Annotated in this window: 18 protein-coding genes; 15 read left to right on the forward strand and 3 right to left on the reverse strand. The window is 66.6% G+C overall.

From position 1 onward, the window contains the following. The first annotated feature begins 18 nt into the window (after positions 1-18). From BQ4436_RS05075 to BQ4436_RS05095, 5 genes are all read left to right on the forward strand, one after another. The gene (locus tag BQ4436_RS05075; RefSeq protein ID WP_143000825.1) at positions 19-999 is read left to right on the forward strand and encodes a hypothetical protein; all 981 of its coding nucleotides are present in this window, start codon (positions 19-21) and stop codon (positions 997-999) included. 54 nt (positions 1,000-1,053) lie between these two features. Next, positions 1,054-2,166: a sensor histidine kinase gene (locus tag BQ4436_RS05080; protein WP_070975760.1), complete on the forward strand. Its 1,113-nt coding sequence runs from the start codon at positions 1,054-1,056 to the stop codon at positions 2,164-2,166. Next, positions 2,163-2,801: a response regulator gene (locus BQ4436_RS05085; protein WP_070975761.1), complete on the forward strand. Its 639-nt coding sequence runs from the start codon at positions 2,163-2,165 to the stop codon at positions 2,799-2,801. The genes BQ4436_RS05080 and BQ4436_RS05085 overlap by 4 nt, the downstream gene beginning before the upstream one ends. A gap of 65 nt (positions 2,802-2,866) precedes the next feature. Continuing rightward, the gene (locus BQ4436_RS05090) at positions 2,867-3,568 is read left to right on the forward strand and encodes an ATP-binding cassette domain-containing protein (RefSeq protein ID WP_070976024.1); all 702 of its coding nucleotides are present in this window, start codon (positions 2,867-2,869) and stop codon (positions 3,566-3,568) included. Beyond that, the gene (locus BQ4436_RS05095; protein WP_070975763.1) at positions 3,565-4,980 is read left to right on the forward strand and encodes an ABC-2 family transporter permease; all 1,416 of its coding nucleotides are present in this window, start codon (positions 3,565-3,567) and stop codon (positions 4,978-4,980) included. Before BQ4436_RS05090 ends, BQ4436_RS05095 begins: the two co-directional genes overlap by 4 nt. On the opposite strand, the gene BQ4436_RS12230 is transcribed toward BQ4436_RS05095, so the two are convergent. Together BQ4436_RS12230 and BQ4436_RS05100 are read right to left on the reverse strand one after the other, a co-directional pair. Next, the gene (locus BQ4436_RS12230; protein ID WP_176754817.1) at positions 4,977-5,114 is read right to left on the reverse strand and encodes a hypothetical protein; all 138 of its coding nucleotides are present in this window, start codon (positions 5,112-5,114) and stop codon (positions 4,977-4,979) included. The genes BQ4436_RS05095 and BQ4436_RS12230 overlap by 4 nt on opposite strands. A gap of 289 nt (positions 5,115-5,403) precedes the next feature. After that, entirely contained in the window at positions 5,404-6,336 is a 933-nt protein-coding gene (locus BQ4436_RS05100) for a 1,4-dihydroxy-2-naphthoyl-CoA synthase (RefSeq protein ID WP_070976026.1), read from the reverse strand. A gap of 106 nt (positions 6,337-6,442) precedes the next feature. Between BQ4436_RS05100 and BQ4436_RS05105 the strand changes: the two genes are divergently transcribed. From BQ4436_RS05105 to BQ4436_RS05150, 10 genes are all read left to right on the forward strand, one after another. Continuing rightward, entirely contained in the window at positions 6,443-6,691 is a 249-nt protein-coding gene (locus BQ4436_RS05105; RefSeq protein WP_083329454.1) for a FeoA family protein, read from the forward strand. A gap of 2 nt (positions 6,692-6,693) precedes the next feature. Continuing rightward, the gene (gene feoB, locus BQ4436_RS05110; protein ID WP_070975765.1) at positions 6,694-8,601 is read left to right on the forward strand and encodes a ferrous iron transport protein B; all 1,908 of its coding nucleotides are present in this window, start codon (positions 6,694-6,696) and stop codon (positions 8,599-8,601) included. Continuing rightward, positions 8,601-8,852: a FeoC-like transcriptional regulator gene (locus BQ4436_RS05115; protein ID WP_070975766.1), complete on the forward strand. Its 252-nt coding sequence runs from the start codon at positions 8,601-8,603 to the stop codon at positions 8,850-8,852. Before feoB ends, BQ4436_RS05115 begins: the two co-directional genes overlap by 1 nt. A 9-nt stretch (positions 8,853-8,861) precedes the next feature. Next, positions 8,862-9,821 (forward strand): o-succinylbenzoate synthase, encoded by a 960-nt coding sequence (locus tag BQ4436_RS05120; protein ID WP_070975768.1) that lies wholly within the window; start codon positions 8,862-8,864, stop codon positions 9,819-9,821. 146 nt (positions 9,822-9,967) lie between these two features. After that, complete coding sequence (locus BQ4436_RS05125) at positions 9,968-11,548, forward strand: SLC13 family permease (protein WP_070975769.1); 1,581 nt, start codon at positions 9,968-9,970, stop codon at positions 11,546-11,548. 15 nt (positions 11,549-11,563) lie between these two features. Further along, positions 11,564-12,001 carry a hypothetical protein gene (locus BQ4436_RS05130; RefSeq protein WP_070477489.1) on the forward strand — a complete coding sequence of 146 codons (438 nt, stop codon included), beginning with the start codon at positions 11,564-11,566 and terminating at the stop codon, positions 11,999-12,001. Positions 12,002-12,012: 11 nt separating this feature from the next. After that, positions 12,013-13,629 carry a 2-succinyl-5-enolpyruvyl-6-hydroxy-3-cyclohexene-1-carboxylic-acid synthase gene (gene menD, locus BQ4436_RS05135; protein ID WP_070975770.1) on the forward strand — a complete coding sequence of 539 codons (1,617 nt, stop codon included), beginning with the start codon at positions 12,013-12,015 and terminating at the stop codon, positions 13,627-13,629. Continuing rightward, positions 13,629-14,054 carry a DUF3592 domain-containing protein gene (locus BQ4436_RS05140; RefSeq protein ID WP_369822035.1) on the forward strand — a complete coding sequence of 142 codons (426 nt, stop codon included), beginning with the start codon at positions 13,629-13,631 and terminating at the stop codon, positions 14,052-14,054. The genes menD and BQ4436_RS05140 overlap by 1 nt, the downstream gene beginning before the upstream one ends. A 3-nt stretch (positions 14,055-14,057) precedes the next feature. Then, positions 14,058-15,179 carry a glycosyltransferase family 4 protein gene (locus BQ4436_RS05145; protein WP_083290806.1) on the forward strand — a complete coding sequence of 374 codons (1,122 nt, stop codon included), beginning with the start codon at positions 14,058-14,060 and terminating at the stop codon, positions 15,177-15,179. Between the two features lie 6 nt (positions 15,180-15,185). After that, the gene (locus BQ4436_RS05150) at positions 15,186-15,878 is read left to right on the forward strand and encodes a demethylmenaquinone methyltransferase (protein WP_070363148.1); all 693 of its coding nucleotides are present in this window, start codon (positions 15,186-15,188) and stop codon (positions 15,876-15,878) included. On the opposite strand, the gene BQ4436_RS05155 is transcribed toward BQ4436_RS05150, so the two are convergent. After that, complete coding sequence (locus tag BQ4436_RS05155) at positions 15,868-17,151, reverse strand: geranylgeranyl reductase family protein (protein WP_070975771.1); 1,284 nt, start codon at positions 17,149-17,151, stop codon at positions 15,868-15,870. The two genes, BQ4436_RS05150 and BQ4436_RS05155, sit on opposite strands and share 11 nt — an antisense overlap. Positions 17,152-17,184: the final 33 nt, after the last annotated feature.

Below are 17,184 nucleotides of genomic sequence, written 5' to 3' on the forward strand. Positions count from 1 at the left end.
TGTGCCGATTACATGGGCATGAAGAAGATCATCGCATCGGCCGTCGCTGCGGCGACCGCCTTCACCGCCCTCGCCACGACCCCGGCCCACGCCGCCCACCTCGCCCGCACTGACAGTGGCCAGTGCCGCGTCGTCCTCAACGACGCCGAGCGCGGCCCTGCCTGGCAGGCCGAACGCATCGCAAAAACGCTCACGCACGGCATGTACGCCACGGCCGTCGCTGAAGCATTCGAGGCAACCTTCGAGGGGCTCAAACCACTTGGCGACGCCCACCTCGACCAACCAGCCATCATCTCCTACCAGCAACTCCGCTTGGAAGGGCAGGAGCCCGGCGAGCGTCCCGACTACGACGCCGCCCGCGCCGCCACTAAGGAAAAGCTGGCCAAGCTGGGCCTGGTTTCCACCGACGCCGACTTCTACCTGGACATGAAGCAGGGCGCCCAGATCCCGTTTTCGCCAGCGGGCAAGGCGCTGCAGGGATCGGCGCGCTGGTACATCGGTATCGACGGCTCCGTGCCGGAGGTGACCAGCCTCGGGGAGGACTACGTATTTGGCCGCACCGGCGACAACACTGCTCGGTTCCTGAACCACGTCCAGGACTGGAAGCGCGCTGCGCTTGCCTCGAACATGTCCGACACTTACTTTGCCAAGGCCACCGACTCACTCGAGTCCCGGTACTACTACCTGCTTAAGCAGGCGCAACAGTGCAGCGACAACCCACCGCTCATCTTCAGCACCCAGAACGCAGACCTGCCAGCCCCGCCGGTACTGAAGAACACCCTGCCGGGCCAACCAGCCGACCCTTCCGCGCCGGAAACGCCAACCCCGGAGCAGCCCACGCCGAAGCAGGAGCAGACTCAGAACTTTGACGCCAAGCTCGGCCAGATCATCGGCATCATCGCTGCGGTTCTGGCAGCTCTGGGCGGGTTGTTCGCGCTGCTCAAGAACGCCGGCATCAATGTGCCGGAGCTTCCGAAGATTCCCGGGCTGACAAAGTAGATCTCCTCCCCTGGGAGGAGGCGCGTGTTCGGTGTTGCCGATAGGCTTACGGCCATGCGCTACAAACCGGGTGACCTTGTGCTCGCGGTCGCCGTTGCCATCTTGGCGGCGGTGTACACCGCGAGTGCGTTTACCCAACCCACACATGCGGCCAGTTGGGGCCAAGCCGTACTGTCGTGGGGCTTCGTCGCGGTGTGCGTGGTGCTCACGAGCAAACCCAAGTTCTCCTCGATTGCCCTTATCACGCTGAATGTTGCCTGGTCTGTGATGTGGCTGGCCGCGCCGGTCAACCTTGGCTTTTCCCCGTGGGTGTTGGCGGTCCCGGTGGTGACCTTTATTGCCGGGCGGTTTACAGGGAAGCGCTTCGCGCTAGTTGTTCTCGCTGCCGCGTGCGGGTGGGCGCTGCTGTCACCGTTCATGTGGACGTGGGACGACAACTTCGTGTTGTTCTACCGGCATGGGGCTGATCTGGGGATCACGCTTGCACTGCATTGGGGCGCGTGCACGGTGGGGTACTTGCTCGGGGCGAATTTGGCGGCTGAGGAGGCGGAGCGGCGTCGAGAAGCGAACGCGAAAGAGCAGCGCCTCGCGGCAGCGCGCGAGGAGGAACGCCGCGCCATTGCCCGCGATATCCATGACCTGCTCGGCCACTCCCTGACCCTGATCAAGGCGCAGGCCAATGCCGGGTTGGCGGCCGGGCAGGAGCGGGAGGCGCTGCAGCAGATCAACGAGGCCGCCGGGCAGTCGTTGTCGGAGATTCGCCTGCTTGTGCGCGGCCTGCGTGAGAGCGATCATGCGTTTTCGCCGAGGGCGGGGATCCCTGACCTGCCGTCGTTGGTGCAGCGCTACCGCGACGCCGGCCTGGAAGTGTCGCTGGAAGCACCAGCAGTGGATGTCTCCCCGGTGACCTCGCTTGCTACATATCGCATCGTGGCGGAGGCACTGGCAAACGCGGCGCGCCACCAAGTCGATCCTGCTGTGACGGTTCGGATCGCACCGGGCGAGACCGTGGTGGTAGAAGTCGTTTCTACAGGCCAGATTCGACCCCAACCAGGCACCGGCGTCGGGCTGGAGGGGCTGCGTGAACGCGCGGCGAGCGCCGGTGGCACGCTGAAGACATGGCAGTCAGGGGAGACATTTACCGTACGGGCGGAGTTGGCAGCATGATCCGCCTGCTCCTTGCCGACGACCAACCGCTCCTCCTCAGCGCCCTCCGCACCATCTTGGACGCCCAGGACGACATCACCGTCGTCGCCACCGCCGCCGACGGCGCCGAGGCCGTGGAGCAAACCCGCGCCCACCGCATCGACGTGGCGGTGCTGGACATCCGCATGCCAGTACTCGACGGCATCACCGCCGCCCGCACCATCATGGAAATGGGCCCACGCGTGATCATGCTGACCACCTTCGACGACGACACCTTGATCCATGCGGCTATCGACGCCGGCGTGCACGGCTTTCTTCTCAAAGACGCCGAACCCGACGTCCTGGCCAACGCCGTGCGCGCTGTCGCCCGCGGCGAATCGGTTCTGGCCCCCGGGGTCACAGGCCGCGTGATGGAATGGGTCCGCGACGGTGCGGGCACCCAAGAATCCGCCGCCGCGCTGGAGGCGCTGACGCAACGCGAACACGACGTGCTCGCAGAAATTGGCCGCGGCGCCACGAACGCTGAAATCGCCGCCACACTGTTTATTGCAGAGACCACGGTGAAAACGCACGTCTCCAACCTGCTTGCCAAACTCGGCGCGCGCGACAGGGTGGCGCTTGCCTTGATCGCCCAGCGCGCCGAGATCTCCTCCTAGAGGAGGAGGCAGTGTGGTCCCGTCGGCCGATGTGGTGGCCTTGCTCAGCGACGACCATGAATGCCATGACTGATACGCAACTCGCTTGCCGCGGCGTGGCTGTGTCCTTCGGGGACCACCACGTACTTCGCGACGTGTCGTTGACCACCACCCCGGGCCGAGTCCACGCGCTGCTCGGCCCCAACGGCGCGGGTAAATCGACGCTGATGTCGGTGATGCTCGGCCTGATCAAACCTGATGCCGGCGAGGTGACACTGATGGGGCAGCCGTTCGCCCGCGAGGCGCTGCGCCATGTCGGCGCCTCCATCAACGACCCTGCTTTTTACAGCCACCTCAGCGCCCGCAACAACCTCCGCGTCCACACCACGCTGCTGGGCCTTCCCGACAGCGAAGCCGACCGGGTTCTCGAACTGGTTGGCCTCCAAACCGCGGGAAAGAAGAAAGCCGGCAGTTTCTCCACCGGCATGAAGGGACGCCTCGCCCTCGCTCAGGCGCTGCTCGGCGAGCCAGAGGTGCTCATTCTCGACGAACCACAAAACGGTCTCGACCCCGAAGGCATTGCCCACCTGCGCGACTACCTCCGCGAATACGCACGTGCCGGGCGCACCGTCCTGGTCAGTTCCCACCAACTCGGCGAAGTGCTGCACATGGCCGACGACGCCACAGTCATCGCAGGCGGCAGCGTCCGCTTCGCAGGCGAGCTCGCGGAACTGGGTCCAAACCTAGAAGAGTCGTTCTTTCGGCTCACCTCCGGTGGTGAACGATGAACCTCCTACACGCCGAATGGATCCGTGCTCGCGGCTCCATACTGTGGTGGCTCGCTGGGGCAGGTTTGCTGGTCGGTGTGCTGCTGACGTTGTTCGCCCTGGCCGGAAATGTGGAAACCGCCACGAACCTGCTCTACCCGCAAGGCCTGTTGGTCACCGGCATGGCTGCGCCTGCCGCCGCACTGTTCGCAGGCTTGGCCGAGACCCGCGAGCGTGACGCCCGAGGCGGGGGCACTTGGTGGCGGCCGGTCTCACGGGTGCGAACGCGAGCCGCCCGCATCGCCGTGGTGTGGCTGGCGCTGGCCGTGTTCGTTGCCCTTGACTTTGTCGTACCGGTTGCCGCCGGCCTCGTATTCAACCTGGACAACACAGCCCCGATCGCACTCGTCGGCCTATTTGTGTGGCTGGGCATGCTCGGCCCCGCAGGCCTTGCCGCCGCTGCCACGCGACGCATCGGGATGCTGCCGACCATCATCCTCGGCTTTTTCTTCACCATCGAGCTTGGCTACTTCGCCGAACGCGACTGGTGGTGGGCCAACCCCGGCGCCTGGCCAATTCGGTTGGTGCTGCCGACCATGGGCCTGCACTTCAACCTGCTGCCCCTCGACGCCACGGATCCGATGGCGGGGGAGTCTCCTGTGCTTGCCCTCATCCTCACGCTGGTGCTCGCAGCAATTGGCTTTGTAGTGGCCGCCCTCGTACCACCGCGCACCCGACCTATATTGCGCCGCCGCCGAGTCCACCACGTCACCGCACCGCTGGCCACTTCTCCGGCGACGCCACGCACCGAAGCCACCGGATACGTGGCTGCGGTGAAGGGGGTTGCGATGGCGGCGAGGGTGTCGTCGATACGCGTCTTGCTCCTGCTCACCGCCCTGGTGCTGCTGTTCTCGCTGGCATATCCGGTGGATGTGCGTGAGGCGATGTTCACCTACATCATCCTGCCGATAGGGGCGGGCGTGCTTCCCACACTGGTGTGGCCGAAACTGCGTCCCGCCTGGGCGCTCATGCAGGTCGAACACCCACACGTCCGCGCCGCATTGGCCACGTGGTGCGTTGGAATCGTCGCCCTCGTGTGCGCGTTCGGAGCGGCCGTGGTTGGCGACGCACGCTTCGGACTCCTCGCGTTCCTCGCAGGCAGCGTATTGGCCCTCACCGCACTTGCCATCACCGTCCGCTTCGGCGTGGCGTGGACGCTGGCCACGACGATCCTGGTCACAATCGTCTCCGTCACGATCGGCGGGGATGTCCTCGCGCAATCTGCGTTATGGATCCTCGCCGTCCCCGCATGGCCAGCTACGGCCACCGGTGCACGAGTGTGGGTTGCGGCTGCGGTGGGGCTGGTGCTGCTGGCGGTGGTTGTAGTGCTGCTGATGCGGACGCTGCGCGGGATGCGCCCAGTACGACGCTAACGCGCCGGGGTGAGGCGTCCGTCGGCCGTGTAGCGACCATCGGGGGAGTTGTAGAAGGCGTGGGCGTGGTTGTCGTCGATAAGCAAGTGCCACGTGCCGCCGTTATCGCAGGTGCCCGGTACGTGACGTTTCATGGCACCACGCTACTGAAAACCCAGAAGCCGATATCGTCTTTTAGGCTGTCCGGCACGGGTTGGCAGGGGTCGGCAGGGTGGCGGCATGGATCGGCAAGGTGCGTTCCTGACAGATCACGGCGGAATCTGTCAGCGCTCCAGGTGGCCAGAGGGGCGACGACAAAATAGTTCCCGGGGCCGGGCGGGGAACTATTTTCGGGTGGAGGGCGGCCGGGCCGAGCCGGCAGCCGAGCCGGCAACCGACCCGCTGACCCGCCGACCCGCCGGCCCGGCAAAGAACCGCCAAAACCTAGTAGTAGAACGGGAAGTCGTCCCAACGGGGCTCGCGTTTTTCCAGGAAGGAGTCGCGGCCTTCGACGGCCTCGTCGGTCATGTAGGCGAGGCGGGTTGCTTCACCGGCGAAGACTTGTTGGCCCATGAGGCCGTCGTCGACAAGGTTGAAGGCGAATTTGAGCATGCGCTGTGCGGTGGGGGACTTGCCGTTGATTTCGCGGGCGACCTGGATGGCCTCCTCTTCCAAGGAAGCGTGCGGGGCGACGATGTTGACGGCGCCCATGCGCTGCATCTCCTCGGCAGAGTAGGTGCGGCCGAGGAAGAAGATCTCGCGGGCGAACTTTTGACCCACCATCTTGGCCAGGTAGGCGGAGCCGTAGCCGGCGTCGAAGGAGCCGACGTCGGCGTCGGTTTGTTTGAACCTGGCCTCCTCGCGGGAGGCGATGGTCAGGTCGCACACGACGTGGAGTGAGTGGCCGCCGCCGGCTGCCCAGCCGCTCACCACCGCGATGACCACCTTGGGCATGGTGCGGATGAGGCGCTGGACCTCAAGGATGTGCAGGCGTCCGCCCTCGGCTTTCACACGTGCGGTATCGACGGTGTCGGCGGTGTCGCCGCCCGCGTACTGGTAGCCGGAGCGGCCACGGATGCGCTGGTCGCCGCCGGAGCAGAACGCCCAGCCGCCGTCCTTCTCAGAAGGCCCGTTGCCGGTTAGCAGCACCACGCCGACAGAAGGGTCGCGCCGGGCGTGGTCGAGTGCTCGGTAGAGTTCGTCGACGGTGTGGGGGCGGAACGCGTTGCGTACTTCGGGGCGGTCGAAGGCGATGCGGACGATGCCGTCGGCGCGCGTGGTCCCTACGTGTCGGTGATAGGTGATGTCGGTGAAGTCAAAACCTTCGACCTCGCGCCATTGGGTTGGGTCGAATGGTTGCGCAGTGGAATAGCTCATGGCTTTGTAGTCTACGGTGCCGACGGCAGCTCGGGGCACCCCCACAAGGAGGCAACCTCTGTGTAAGGCATTGCTTACCTAATGGGCTCGGAGTTAAATCAAACGTATGAGTCTGATAACGAAAACTGCCGAGGGCACCCTTGCCCGCACCCCCGTCGGCGACAGCGCCGTTATCGCGGCGCTTGACACTACCCCTACCGTCGCGCGTCGCCTGCAGGAGCTTGGTCTTCGCCCAGGCCAGCGCGTGAGCATTATGCAGTCCACGGCTGGTGGTGGCCGCGTGATCAAGGTGGCAACCTCCCGCTACGCCCTCAGCGCTGACGCGCTGCGTGGCATCAAGGTGAGCGTGGCATAGCCATGGCCGATTTCACCCAGGTTCCGTCGTGTTGCGGGCCGCACGCAGATACCGCCGTCAAGGGCGAGCCCACCATCGCGCTGATCGGAGCTCCGAACGCCGGCAAGTCCACCTTGTTTAATGCGCTGACTGGCGCGAACGTGAAGATGGGCAACTGGCCTGGCACCTCCGTGGAGATTTCTCGCGGCGTGTGGGCGGGTTCCTATAACGTGATTGATTTTCCTGGCGCCTACTCGCTGGATCCGCAGAGCCCTGACGAGGAGCTCACTCGCGAGCTGCTGCTGGAGCGTTGCCCGGCGGAGCGTCCGGATGCGGTGGTGGTCGTCGTTGATGCGGCGAACCTTGCGCGTGGTTTGTATATGGTGGCGCAGCTCGCGGAGACGCCGTACCGCATCGTGGTTGCGTTGACCAAGATGGATGTGGCCCGCGCGGAGGGCATTGCGGTGGATGCGGCGGCGCTGCAGAACGCGCTTGGGTTGCCCGTGGTCGCGGTCGATCCGCGTAAGAGGGATGTGCGCGGTCTGCGCGAAGTTATCGACGCCCAGCTCGCCGAACCAGCGGGCACCCTGCGCCCAGTGGCTACCACTGACGACTTCGAGCTTGCCGACGCCCGCTTCGCCTGGGTCGACGCCGCCGTCGAAGTTGCTGCGACCGACACCGGCCACCAGCAAACCTTCACCGAGCGCCTGGACCGTTTCGCGCTGCACCCGGTGCTTGGCCCCTTGATGTTCTTGGTGGCGATGTGGCTGGTCTTCGAGATCACAACCACGGTGGCGAAGCCGCTACAGGATGGCCTGGAGGCATTCTTCGGCGGCCCGGTCTCTGATGCGGCGCTCGCGGTGCTGCCGGATATCGGCTGGCTGCGAGGGCTGGTCGTCGACGGCCTCATTAACGGCGTGGGCATGGTGCTCACGTTCGCGCCGCTGATGGCGCTGATGTTCCTGTGTCTCGCTGTGCTGGAGGATTCTGGTTATATGGCGCGCGCGGCCGTCGTCGCGGATCGTGTGATGCGTGCGATGGGCTTGCCTGGTAAAGCGTTCATCCCGCTCATTGTTGGCTTCGGCTGTAACGTGCCGGCGATTTCGGCGACGCGCGTGATGGGGGATCCGCGCCACCGCCTGATGACGGCCCTCTTGGTGCCGTTCGCGTCCTGCAGTGCGCGCCTGACGGTGTACGTCATGCTGGCTGCGACGTTCTTCCCGGATCACGCGGGCACCGTCGTCTTCGCGATGTACGTCATTTCTATCCTGCTTGTCGTGCTGACGGGCTTCGCGTTGCGCAAGGTGTTGTGGTCCACGATGGGCACCGAGCCCCTGGTCATCGACCTGCCGGTGTACCAGCTGCCGGGCGCGCGCCTGGCGCTGTCGGTGATGTGGGCGCGCTTGCGTGGCTTCCTTGAGACCGCGGGCAAGATCATCGTGGCGACCGTCGTCGTGGTGTGGGCGCTGCAGTCCACCCCGGTGACCTCCGAGGCAGAGTTCGGCGAGGTTGCCCCGCAGGAGTCGGTGTACGGCACTGTCTCTGACGCGATCGCCCCTGTCTTCGCGCCTGCAGGCTTCGACTCCTGGTCCCTGGCTGGCCCGCTGATCACCGGCTTCGTGGCCAAGGAGGCCGTCATTTCCAGCTGGGCGCAGACCTACGCGCTGGAGGAGCCCGAGGAGGGCGACGGCAACTCGCCGTTGAGTCAGGCGATCCGCGAAGACTTCAACCAGGCCTCCGGCGGGCACACGATACCTGCAGTGTGGGCGTACATGCTCTTCCTGCTGGCGTACACCCCGTGCGTGGCCACGCTTGCTGCGCAGCGCCGGGAGATCGGCCTGAAGTGGACGCTGTTCGGCGTCATGTTGCAGATGGCGATGGCGTGGGGCCTGGCCGTCGTGGCGTTCCAGCTGTTGAAGGTGTTCTTCTAATGAGCGGCGGGCCGATGTCGGCGGTGCTCGGCGCGCTGCGCGAAGGCTGCGTGAGCCGCGAGGAAATTGCGCGCTGCACCAACCTGTCACCCATGACTATCGACGCCGTCATGGCCCACCTCGAGGCCACCGGCGAAGTGCAGCGCCGCGCCCTCAACGACTCCTGCGCAGGCGGCTGCGGTGGCTGTTCCTCGCGGGGTGCGTGCTCGATCCAGCAGGGGCCCGTCGCGCTGGTGCTCGGCCGGCGCTAGCCTGGCCCTATGCCTTCTTTATTGCCTTCCGTTGACGAGATCCTTGAGCGCTCCCACGTTGTAGCCCTGCCCATGGTAGTGAAGTTCCGCGGGATCACCACCCGTGAGGCCCTGCTTATCGACGGCCCCTCCGGCTGGGGCGAGTTTTCTCCCTTTGTGGAGTACGGCCCTGAGGAGTCCGCGCAGTGGCTGCGCTCCGGTTTGGAGGCCGCGTTCGATGGTCTGCCGGAGGCTTCCGGCCCGGTGCCGGTGAACGGCACGGTGCCCGCGGTGGACGCCGCCCAGGTGGAGGAGGTGTTGGAGCGTTTCCCGGGGATCGGGACGTTCAAGATTAAGGTGGCCGAGGCTGGCCAGACGCTCGCCGACGATGTTGCGCGCGTCGAGCGGGTGCGCGAGCTGCGTCCCGACGCGACCCTGCGCGTGGACGCGAACCGGGGGTGGAGCGTCGAGGAGGCGGTGCGCGCCGCCGACGCGTTGGGGGAGCTGGAGTACATCGAGCAGCCCTGCGGGAGCGCGGAGGAGCTCGCGGAGGTGCGTGCGCGGGTGCGTACGCCGATCGCGGCGGACGAATCGATACGCCGGGCGGCTGACCCGCTGCGTGTCGCCGAGCTGGGCGCGGCGGATGTTGCCGTGTTGAAGGTTGCGCCGCTCGGGGGAGTGCGCCGCCTGCTGGCGCTGAAGCGGGACCTGGGGATGGATGTGACGGTGGCCAGCGCCCTGGACACCGCGGTGGGGATGTACGCGGGGCTGGTAGCGGCGCAGTGCGCGGATTCGCGTGCAGCGGGATTGGCTACGCAGCGGCTGTTCGTAGAGGACGTCGCGAAGCCGCGGCCGCTTGTAGACGGCTGCCTCGAAGCCACCCCTGTTACCCCCGATCCGGCGCGTCTGCACGAGTTGCGGGCTCCCGCGGAACGTCGCGACTGGTGGTTTCAGCGCGTTCGGGACTGCATGGACACCATGCGGGGGTAAAAACGTGCCCGGGCGGGGGTGGAAATGTTTGATTAATCTGTGCATTCTTGCGACATTTGATGTGTGAGGGCGTAACGTCTCCCACGCGAGGGTGTGAAAGATCACCTTTTTAGCTGTTGTGTGAATCCTGTTCGAAAGGATCGAAAATGTCGACTCCCGTGATGCACGAATCGTCCGCGCTCTCCGACGGCGAGCTTGCCAAGTCGCCCGAACCGGGTGAGTGGCGTCGCCAACTCATTGGTTTGATCGCAGGTGTGCTGCTTGCGCTGCTGGTGTACTACATCTTCCCGGGCAGCGCTGCCGAAACAGTGCAGCAGTCCTCGGGCGCCGACCCTGAAACGACCTACGACGCCGACGTAATGCGCGTCGTCGCCGCTACCACCGTGCTCATGGCGGCGTGGTGGATGACGGAGGCGATCCCGCTGGCGGCAACCGCCTTGCTACCGATAGCGATCTTCCCGGTGATGGGCGTGGCAAAGTTCAGCGCGGTCTCCGGGCCGTACGCGTCGTCCACGATTTTCCTCTTCATGGGTGGCTTCCTGATGGCCCTCGGGTTGCAGCGTTGGAATCTGCACCGCAGGCTCGCGCTGGTGGTCGTGCGCATTGTGGGTACCAGCCCGAAGCGCATCATCTTGGGCTTCATGCTGGCCACTGGCTTCATGTCCATGTGGGTATCCAACACCGCGACCGCGGTGGTCATGCTCCCGATTGGTGTTTCCGTGTTGACCCTGACCGCTGACTCCGTTGGCGGCATGCAGAACCAGAAGAAGTTCGCTACCTCGCTCATGCTGGCAATCGCGTACTCCGCGTCGACTGGCTCGCTCGGCACTCTGATCGGTACCCCGCCGAACGCCCTGCTGGCTGGCTACATGAAGGAAGCACACGACATCACGATCGGCTTCGGCCAGTGGATGCTCGTCGGTATGCCGATGGCGATCCTGCTGACCGTGATCGCCTGGTTTGTCCTGATTAACGTGTTCAAGCCTGAGATCGACCGGATCCCCGGTGGCAAGGAGCTCATCGATGAGGAGTACCGCAAGCTGGGCGCATGGACCTTCCCGCAGGTGGCCGTCGGCATCATCTTCCTGATCGCGGCACTCGCTTGGATCTTCATCCCGCTTGGTATCAAGCAGTTCGGTTGGGAGTTCCCGTACAACGACGCCATCGTCGGCATCATTGCCGGCCTGCTGATGTTCATCGTGCCGGGCACGAAGGAAGGCAAGCGCCTGATGGACTGGGAGACCGCGAACGAGATGCCGTGGGACGTCCTGCTGCTGTTCGGTGGTGGCCTGTCCCTGTCCGCGATGTTCACCTCCACCGGCCTGTCCCTCTGGATCGGTGAAGCCGCAAAGGGCCTCGCTGTGCTGCCGACGATCCTGCTCATCATGGCTGTCGCCGCACTGGTGCTGGGCCTGACCGAGCTGACCTCGAACACGGCGACCGCCGCCACCTTCCTCCCGATCATGGGCGGTGTCGCGGTTGGTATCGGCCTGACCGAGGCGACCGAGATGAACATCTTGCTGCTGGCCATCCCGGTGGCGCTGTCCGCAACCTGTGCGTTCATGCTCCCGGTGGCAACGCCGCCGAACGCGATCGCGTACTCCTCGGGCTACGTCACTATGAGCGAGATGCTCAAGGGCGGCCTGTGGCTGAACATCATCTCCCTCGGCCTGATCACCGTGGTGACCTACTTCCTGGCGGTGCCGGTGTTTGGTTTGGTGCTCTAGCGGTACGCTAGCAGCATGGATAACCAGCAACGTCCAAAGCAGTACTTCCCGGACCCGGAGCATCAAACGCAGTACTACGAGCCGGAAGCCTATTACGAACCCCAGTCCTATTACGAGCCGGAGCCGCAGCGCTCCAACGGGCTCGCAATTGGGCTGGGCATTGCCCTTGCTATCGCACTGTGCGCTGGCACGGTGCTGTTCTTCCTGTGGCGCAGCGCCGCAGCCGAGGCGGACAAGCCGCCGGTGACCTCCACGGTGACCGAGACTGCCGTGTCTACGGAGACGGTCACGGAGACCACGACGAAGCGGCCGAAGTTGCTGCCGGACCGGGGGCGCGGGGAGAGCGGGGAGACCGTGGCACCGACCGAGCCAGCCGTCGAGGTGCCGACCGAGCTTCGCGGCCTTTTCGACGACATCGTCTCCGGTGCAGAGAGCGCCCTGCAAGGACAGTAAGGTAGGTGGCCATGAACTCGATGGATATTGCCCGCCAGGTCGCCGAGTCGCTCTCGCAGCACGTCACGGACGTGGTGATGTGCCCAGGTTCGCGCAACTCGCCGCTGGCGTACGCGCTGCTCGCACGCAGGGACATCACCGTCCACATGCGTATCGACGAACGCTCCGCCTCCTTCACCGCCCTCGGCCTGGCGCGCGTGCAGCGCCGCCACGTTGGCGTAGTGATGACGTCCGGCACCGCGGTTGCCAACACGCTTCCGGCCATGGTGGAGGCGCACATGGCGCACGTGCCGTTGGCCGTTATCAGCGCCGACCGGCCCGAGTGGATGGTCGGCACTGGGGCCTCCCAGACGATTTGGCAGCAGGGCATCTTCGGCCACTACGCCAAGACGCAGCAGGTCACCAGTGTGGAGGAGGCCCGCGCGCTGGACTTCGGCGCAGCCCAGGTGCACGTCAACGTGGCCCTGGACACCCCGCTGGTGCCCGACGCCCTGCCGGAGCCGGTGGGGAAGTCGCGCCGGGTTGGTCCGGGTCGCCTGGCCACGAAGCCCGCGTGGAGTGACCACGGCGCCGTCGACGTCGACCTGACGAAGGACACGCTGGTTATCGCCGGCGACGAGGCCTGGGACGTTCCCGGGCTGGAGCACGTGCCCACCATCGCGGAGCCCACCGCGCCGACACCGTTCCACCAGGTGCACCCGCTGGCCGCGCGCTTCTTTGCGCAGAGCGAGGTCTCGATTAGCCACGACGGCGGCGATTTCGCAGCGTCGACGAAGCCGGAGCAGGTCATCGTGGTGGGACACCCGACCCTGCACCGCGACGTGATGGCGTTGCTCGCCGACCCGGACATCACCGTGATCGGCATTTCGCGCACGGAGACGTTCACGGGCAATCCGCAGCTGCGCGGTTCGCGAGTCAACGCGACCGGCCAGCCGCGCCAGCAGTGGATCACTATCTGCGAGGCCGCGGGCGGCGTCGGCGCGAACACGGTGCGCGACGCTCTCGCCGACGCCGACTACGGGTTCACCGGCATGCACGTCGCCGCCGCCGTGTGCGACACCCTCGGGGTCGGGGACACGCTGGTGTTGGGGGCCTCCAACCCGGTCCGGGACGCCTCCTTCGTCGGCATGCCGTTCGACGGCGTGCCGACCTTCTCCCCGCGCGGCGCCGCGGGCATCGACGGCACGGTCTCCCAGGCAATCGGCATTGCCCTTGCCACGCAGCGCCTGCACCCGGACGAGATCCGCGCCCCGCGCACCGTCGCGCTCATGGGGGACCTCACCTTCCTCCACGACGCCGGCGGGCTGCTCATCGGGCCCGACGAGCCACGCCCCGGCAACCTCACCATCGTGGTCGCCAACGACGACGGCGGTGGCATCTTCGAAACGCTCGAGGTCGGGGCGGAGTCCGTCCGGGACGACTTTGAGAAGGCGTTTGGTACGAGGCACGAAGTGGACGTCGAAAAGCTGGCGGAGGCCTACGGAGCCGACTACCGCCGTGCCGAAACCCTTGCCGAGCTGCACGAGGTGCTGCTTGAGCTGGAGGCGCAGCCCAGCCCGATCACCGTCGTGGAAGCGCGCACCACACGGGCCACCCGGCGAGCGCTCGCGCAGCGGCTGCAAAAGTGATCCGCTGGAAGCGTCGAGCCCAGCAGCTCGTGCTGGCGCTGTACACGTGCGCGATGCTCGGCTGCCTCGCGATGGTCGCAGGGCCCGCCATCAACGACTGGCGCATCGCCCGCGACCCCGGCCGCGGCCTCGCCACCGTGACTGGCGTGAGCAAGATCCGCACCGCCGTGGAGTATCAGGATGACCGCGGGCGCACCCACTCGCCGGCGACCGGTCTGCTGTACCCAACCGGGCTCAGCGAGGGTCAGCAGGTGTGGGTGACGTACTCGCGCACCGACCCCGACCTGGTCAAGGTTGAGGGCCGCGGTTGGACGCTGTCGCTGATCCCTGCGCTGTCCGTCGCCGTGGTGGCAACGCTTGTGGCTGCCGCGGCCTGGAAGGGCGTGGGGCGCTTCGTGCGCGAGGACAGCGAGGGGGTGGCGTAGCGGATGCGCGTGGCCATCGTTGCCGAGTCCTTCCTGCCGAACGTCAACGGGGTGACCAATTCCGTGTTGCGCGTGCTCGACCACCTTCGCGAGTACGGCCACGACGCCCTCGTGATCGCCCCCGGGGCGCGCGAACACCAGGAGGAAATCCCCGACTACCGGGGCTTCCGCGTGGTGCGCGTGCCTACCGTGCGCGTGCCGATGGTTAACTCGCTGCCCATCGGGGTTCCCACCAGTGCCGTGCGTGCCGCGCTCACTTCCTTTCAGCCGGATGTGGTGCACCTGGCCAGCCCGTTCGTGCTCGGGGCGGCCGGCGCGTTCGCCGCGCGCCAGCTGAAGGTACCCGCGGTAGCGCTCTACCAAACCGATGTGGCCGGGTTCGCCACGAAGTACCACCTCCCGGCGCTGGCGAAGCTTTCGTGGGACTGGACGCGGCGCCTCCACAACGCCTGCCAGCTCACGCTCGCGCCGTCGTCGGCAGCGGTGGAGCAGCTGCGCAGGCACGGCATCGAGCGCGTCCACACGTGGGGCCGAGGTGTCGACGCCACCCTCTACCACCCCCGCCGCCGCAGCGAGGAGCTGCGCCGCACTTGGGACCCGAGCGGGCGCAAACGCATCGTCGGGTTCGTCGGCCGCCTCGCCGCCGAGAAGAGCGTGCACCGCCTCGCACCACTCTGTGGCCGCGAGGACCTGCAAGTGGTGATCGTCGGCGGCGGCCCCGAGGCCGACGAGCTGCGCGCCGTATTGCCGGGCACGGTGTTCTGCGGCCCGCTCACCGGCGAGGAGCTCGCCCGCGCCTACGCCAGCTTCGACGTCTTCGTGCACCCCGGCGAGTTTGAAACCTTCTGCCAAACCATCCAAGAAGCCCAGGCCAGCGGGGTGCCCACCATCGCGCCGCGCGCCGGCGGGCCCATCGATCTCATCGCCGAGGGCACCAACGGCCTCCTTCTCGACGTCCCCACGTTCACCACCGAACTGCCCCACGCCGTCGCGTGGTGCCTCGACGAGACCAGGTGGCAGGACCTTCGGGTCGCGGCCCGCGAGTCCACTTCCGGCAAAACGTGGGAGGCGCTGTGCCAGCAACTCGTCGAGTATTACGAACAGGCACAGCGCGCGCTACAGTAGAGCGTTATGGCCAAGGCAGATCTGGAGAAGAAGCCCTTCGACGTAGCGGGCATGTTTGACGGCGTCGGCGAGAAGTACGACATCACCAACACCGTGTTGTCCTTTGGGCTGGACAAGTACTGGCGCAGGCGCGCCCGCGAGCGCCTCAACCTAAAGCCGGGGGAGAAGGTGCTCGACCTCGCCGCAGGCACCGCCGTGTCCACCGTGGAGTTGGCGAAGTCCGGCGCGTGGGTCGTCGCCTGCGACTTCTCCCAGGGAATGCTGGCCGCCGGCCGCGACCGCGACGTGCCCAAGGTCGTCGGCGACGCGATGCACCTGCCGTTCGCCGACAACACCTTCGACGCCGTGACCATCTCCTACGGCCTGCGCAACGTCTACGACTTCGAGGCGGGCCTGCGCGAAATGGCGCGCGTGACCAAGCCCGGCGGGCGCCTTCTGGTCAACGAATTTTCGACGCCCATCGTCCCCGGCTTCCGCACCCTGTACAAGCAGTACCTGCCGGTGGCGCTGCCGCTGCTGGCGAAGGTGTTCTCCTCCAACGCAGAAGCCTACGAGTACCTCGCCGAGTCCATCCGGGCGTGGCCGCACCAAGAAGAGCTGGCCGCCGCCATCAACCACAACGGGTGGGCAGGCGCCGGCTGGCAGGACCTCTCGCTCGGCATTGTGGCGCTGCACAGCGCCGTGAAACCTACAACGTAGCGTCCCACAGCGGCGCGTTCACCGGCACCGCGCGTCCGGCCGCGCGCCACGCACGCGAAATCAGGTCCGTGTCTTCTTCGGTGACCAGGTTGCCCATCAGGCGTGCCGCCGCCGGCATCAGGTGGCGTCCTGCCACCCCGCGCAGCGCCAGCGGGCGTGTAAAAGAGACCGGCATCAGGTGGCGTCCTGCCACCCCGCGCAGCGCCAGCGGGCCCGCCACCGGCAAGAACTGCGGGTAGGTAAGCAGGCGGGCCGCCGTGCGCGCCAACGCGAACGCCCGGCCATACGCCTCCCGCAGGATGAGCGGCCACGCCAGCGTGCAGTCCTTGCCCTCCTGCAGCAGTTCCACCGCCATGACGGCGGTCTCCATGCCGTAGTCGATGCCCTCGCCATTGAGCGGGTTCACGCACGCCGCCGCATCCCCGATGAGCACCCAGTTCGGACCCGCCACGTTCGAGACTGCCCCGCCCATCGGGAGCAGGGCGCTGGTGACCTGCTGCGGCTCGCCCAAGGCCCAGGTGTCACGCTGCTGGTCCGCGTACTGGTGGAGCAGCTTCTTCGTGTTCACGCGCGCCGGGCGGGCATCCGTGGACAGGGCGCCGCAGCCGAGGTTCACCGTGCCGTCGCCGAGCGGAAAGATCCAGCCGTAGCCGGGCTGGATGGTGCCGGTGTCGTCGCGAAGCTCCACGTGCGAGTGTATCCACGGCTCCCCGGACAGGGGGGAGGTGCAGTAGGAACGCGCCGCGATACCGAAGACCTCGCCCTTGTGCCACGTACGGCCCAACAGCTTGCCGAACGTCGAACGAACCCCATCCGCCACGATCACCCAGCGGGTGCGCACCTCGCCGCGCGCGGTGTGCACGGACTCGATCAGGCCGTCCGCTCCGAACGCCACGTCCGTTGCTGGGCAGTCCTGCCACACAGTGGCACCCGCGGCCTCGGCCTCCGCGACCAGCGCGGCATCGAAGGTTGCGCGCGGGCTCGCGGAGCCCTCCGTGCCGTAGACGCCGTCCGGCCACGGAGCCGTCACGTCACCCCCGTACCCGTGCAGTCGAAGGCCCTTGTTGCGGTAGGCGGGCAGCACGTGGTCCAGGCCCAGGCGGCGCAGCGTATGTACCGCGCGTGGGGTCAGGCCGTCGCCGCAGGTTTTGTCGCGGCCGGGCGAAGCGGCGTCGAGAAGCAGAGTAGAAAACCCAGCTCTCTGGGCGGCAATGGCCGCCGTGGCCCCCGACGGGCCCGCGCCCACAACTACGCAATCAACAAACTCAGTCACGAGTCCACATTGTGCCAGATAGCGCAGACACAC

Origin of the sequence: Corynebacterium sp. MC3, from assembly GCF_900099485.1 — a bacterium.
Taxonomy (GTDB): domain Bacteria; phylum Actinomycetota; class Actinomycetes; order Mycobacteriales; family Mycobacteriaceae; genus Corynebacterium; species Corynebacterium pseudogenitalium.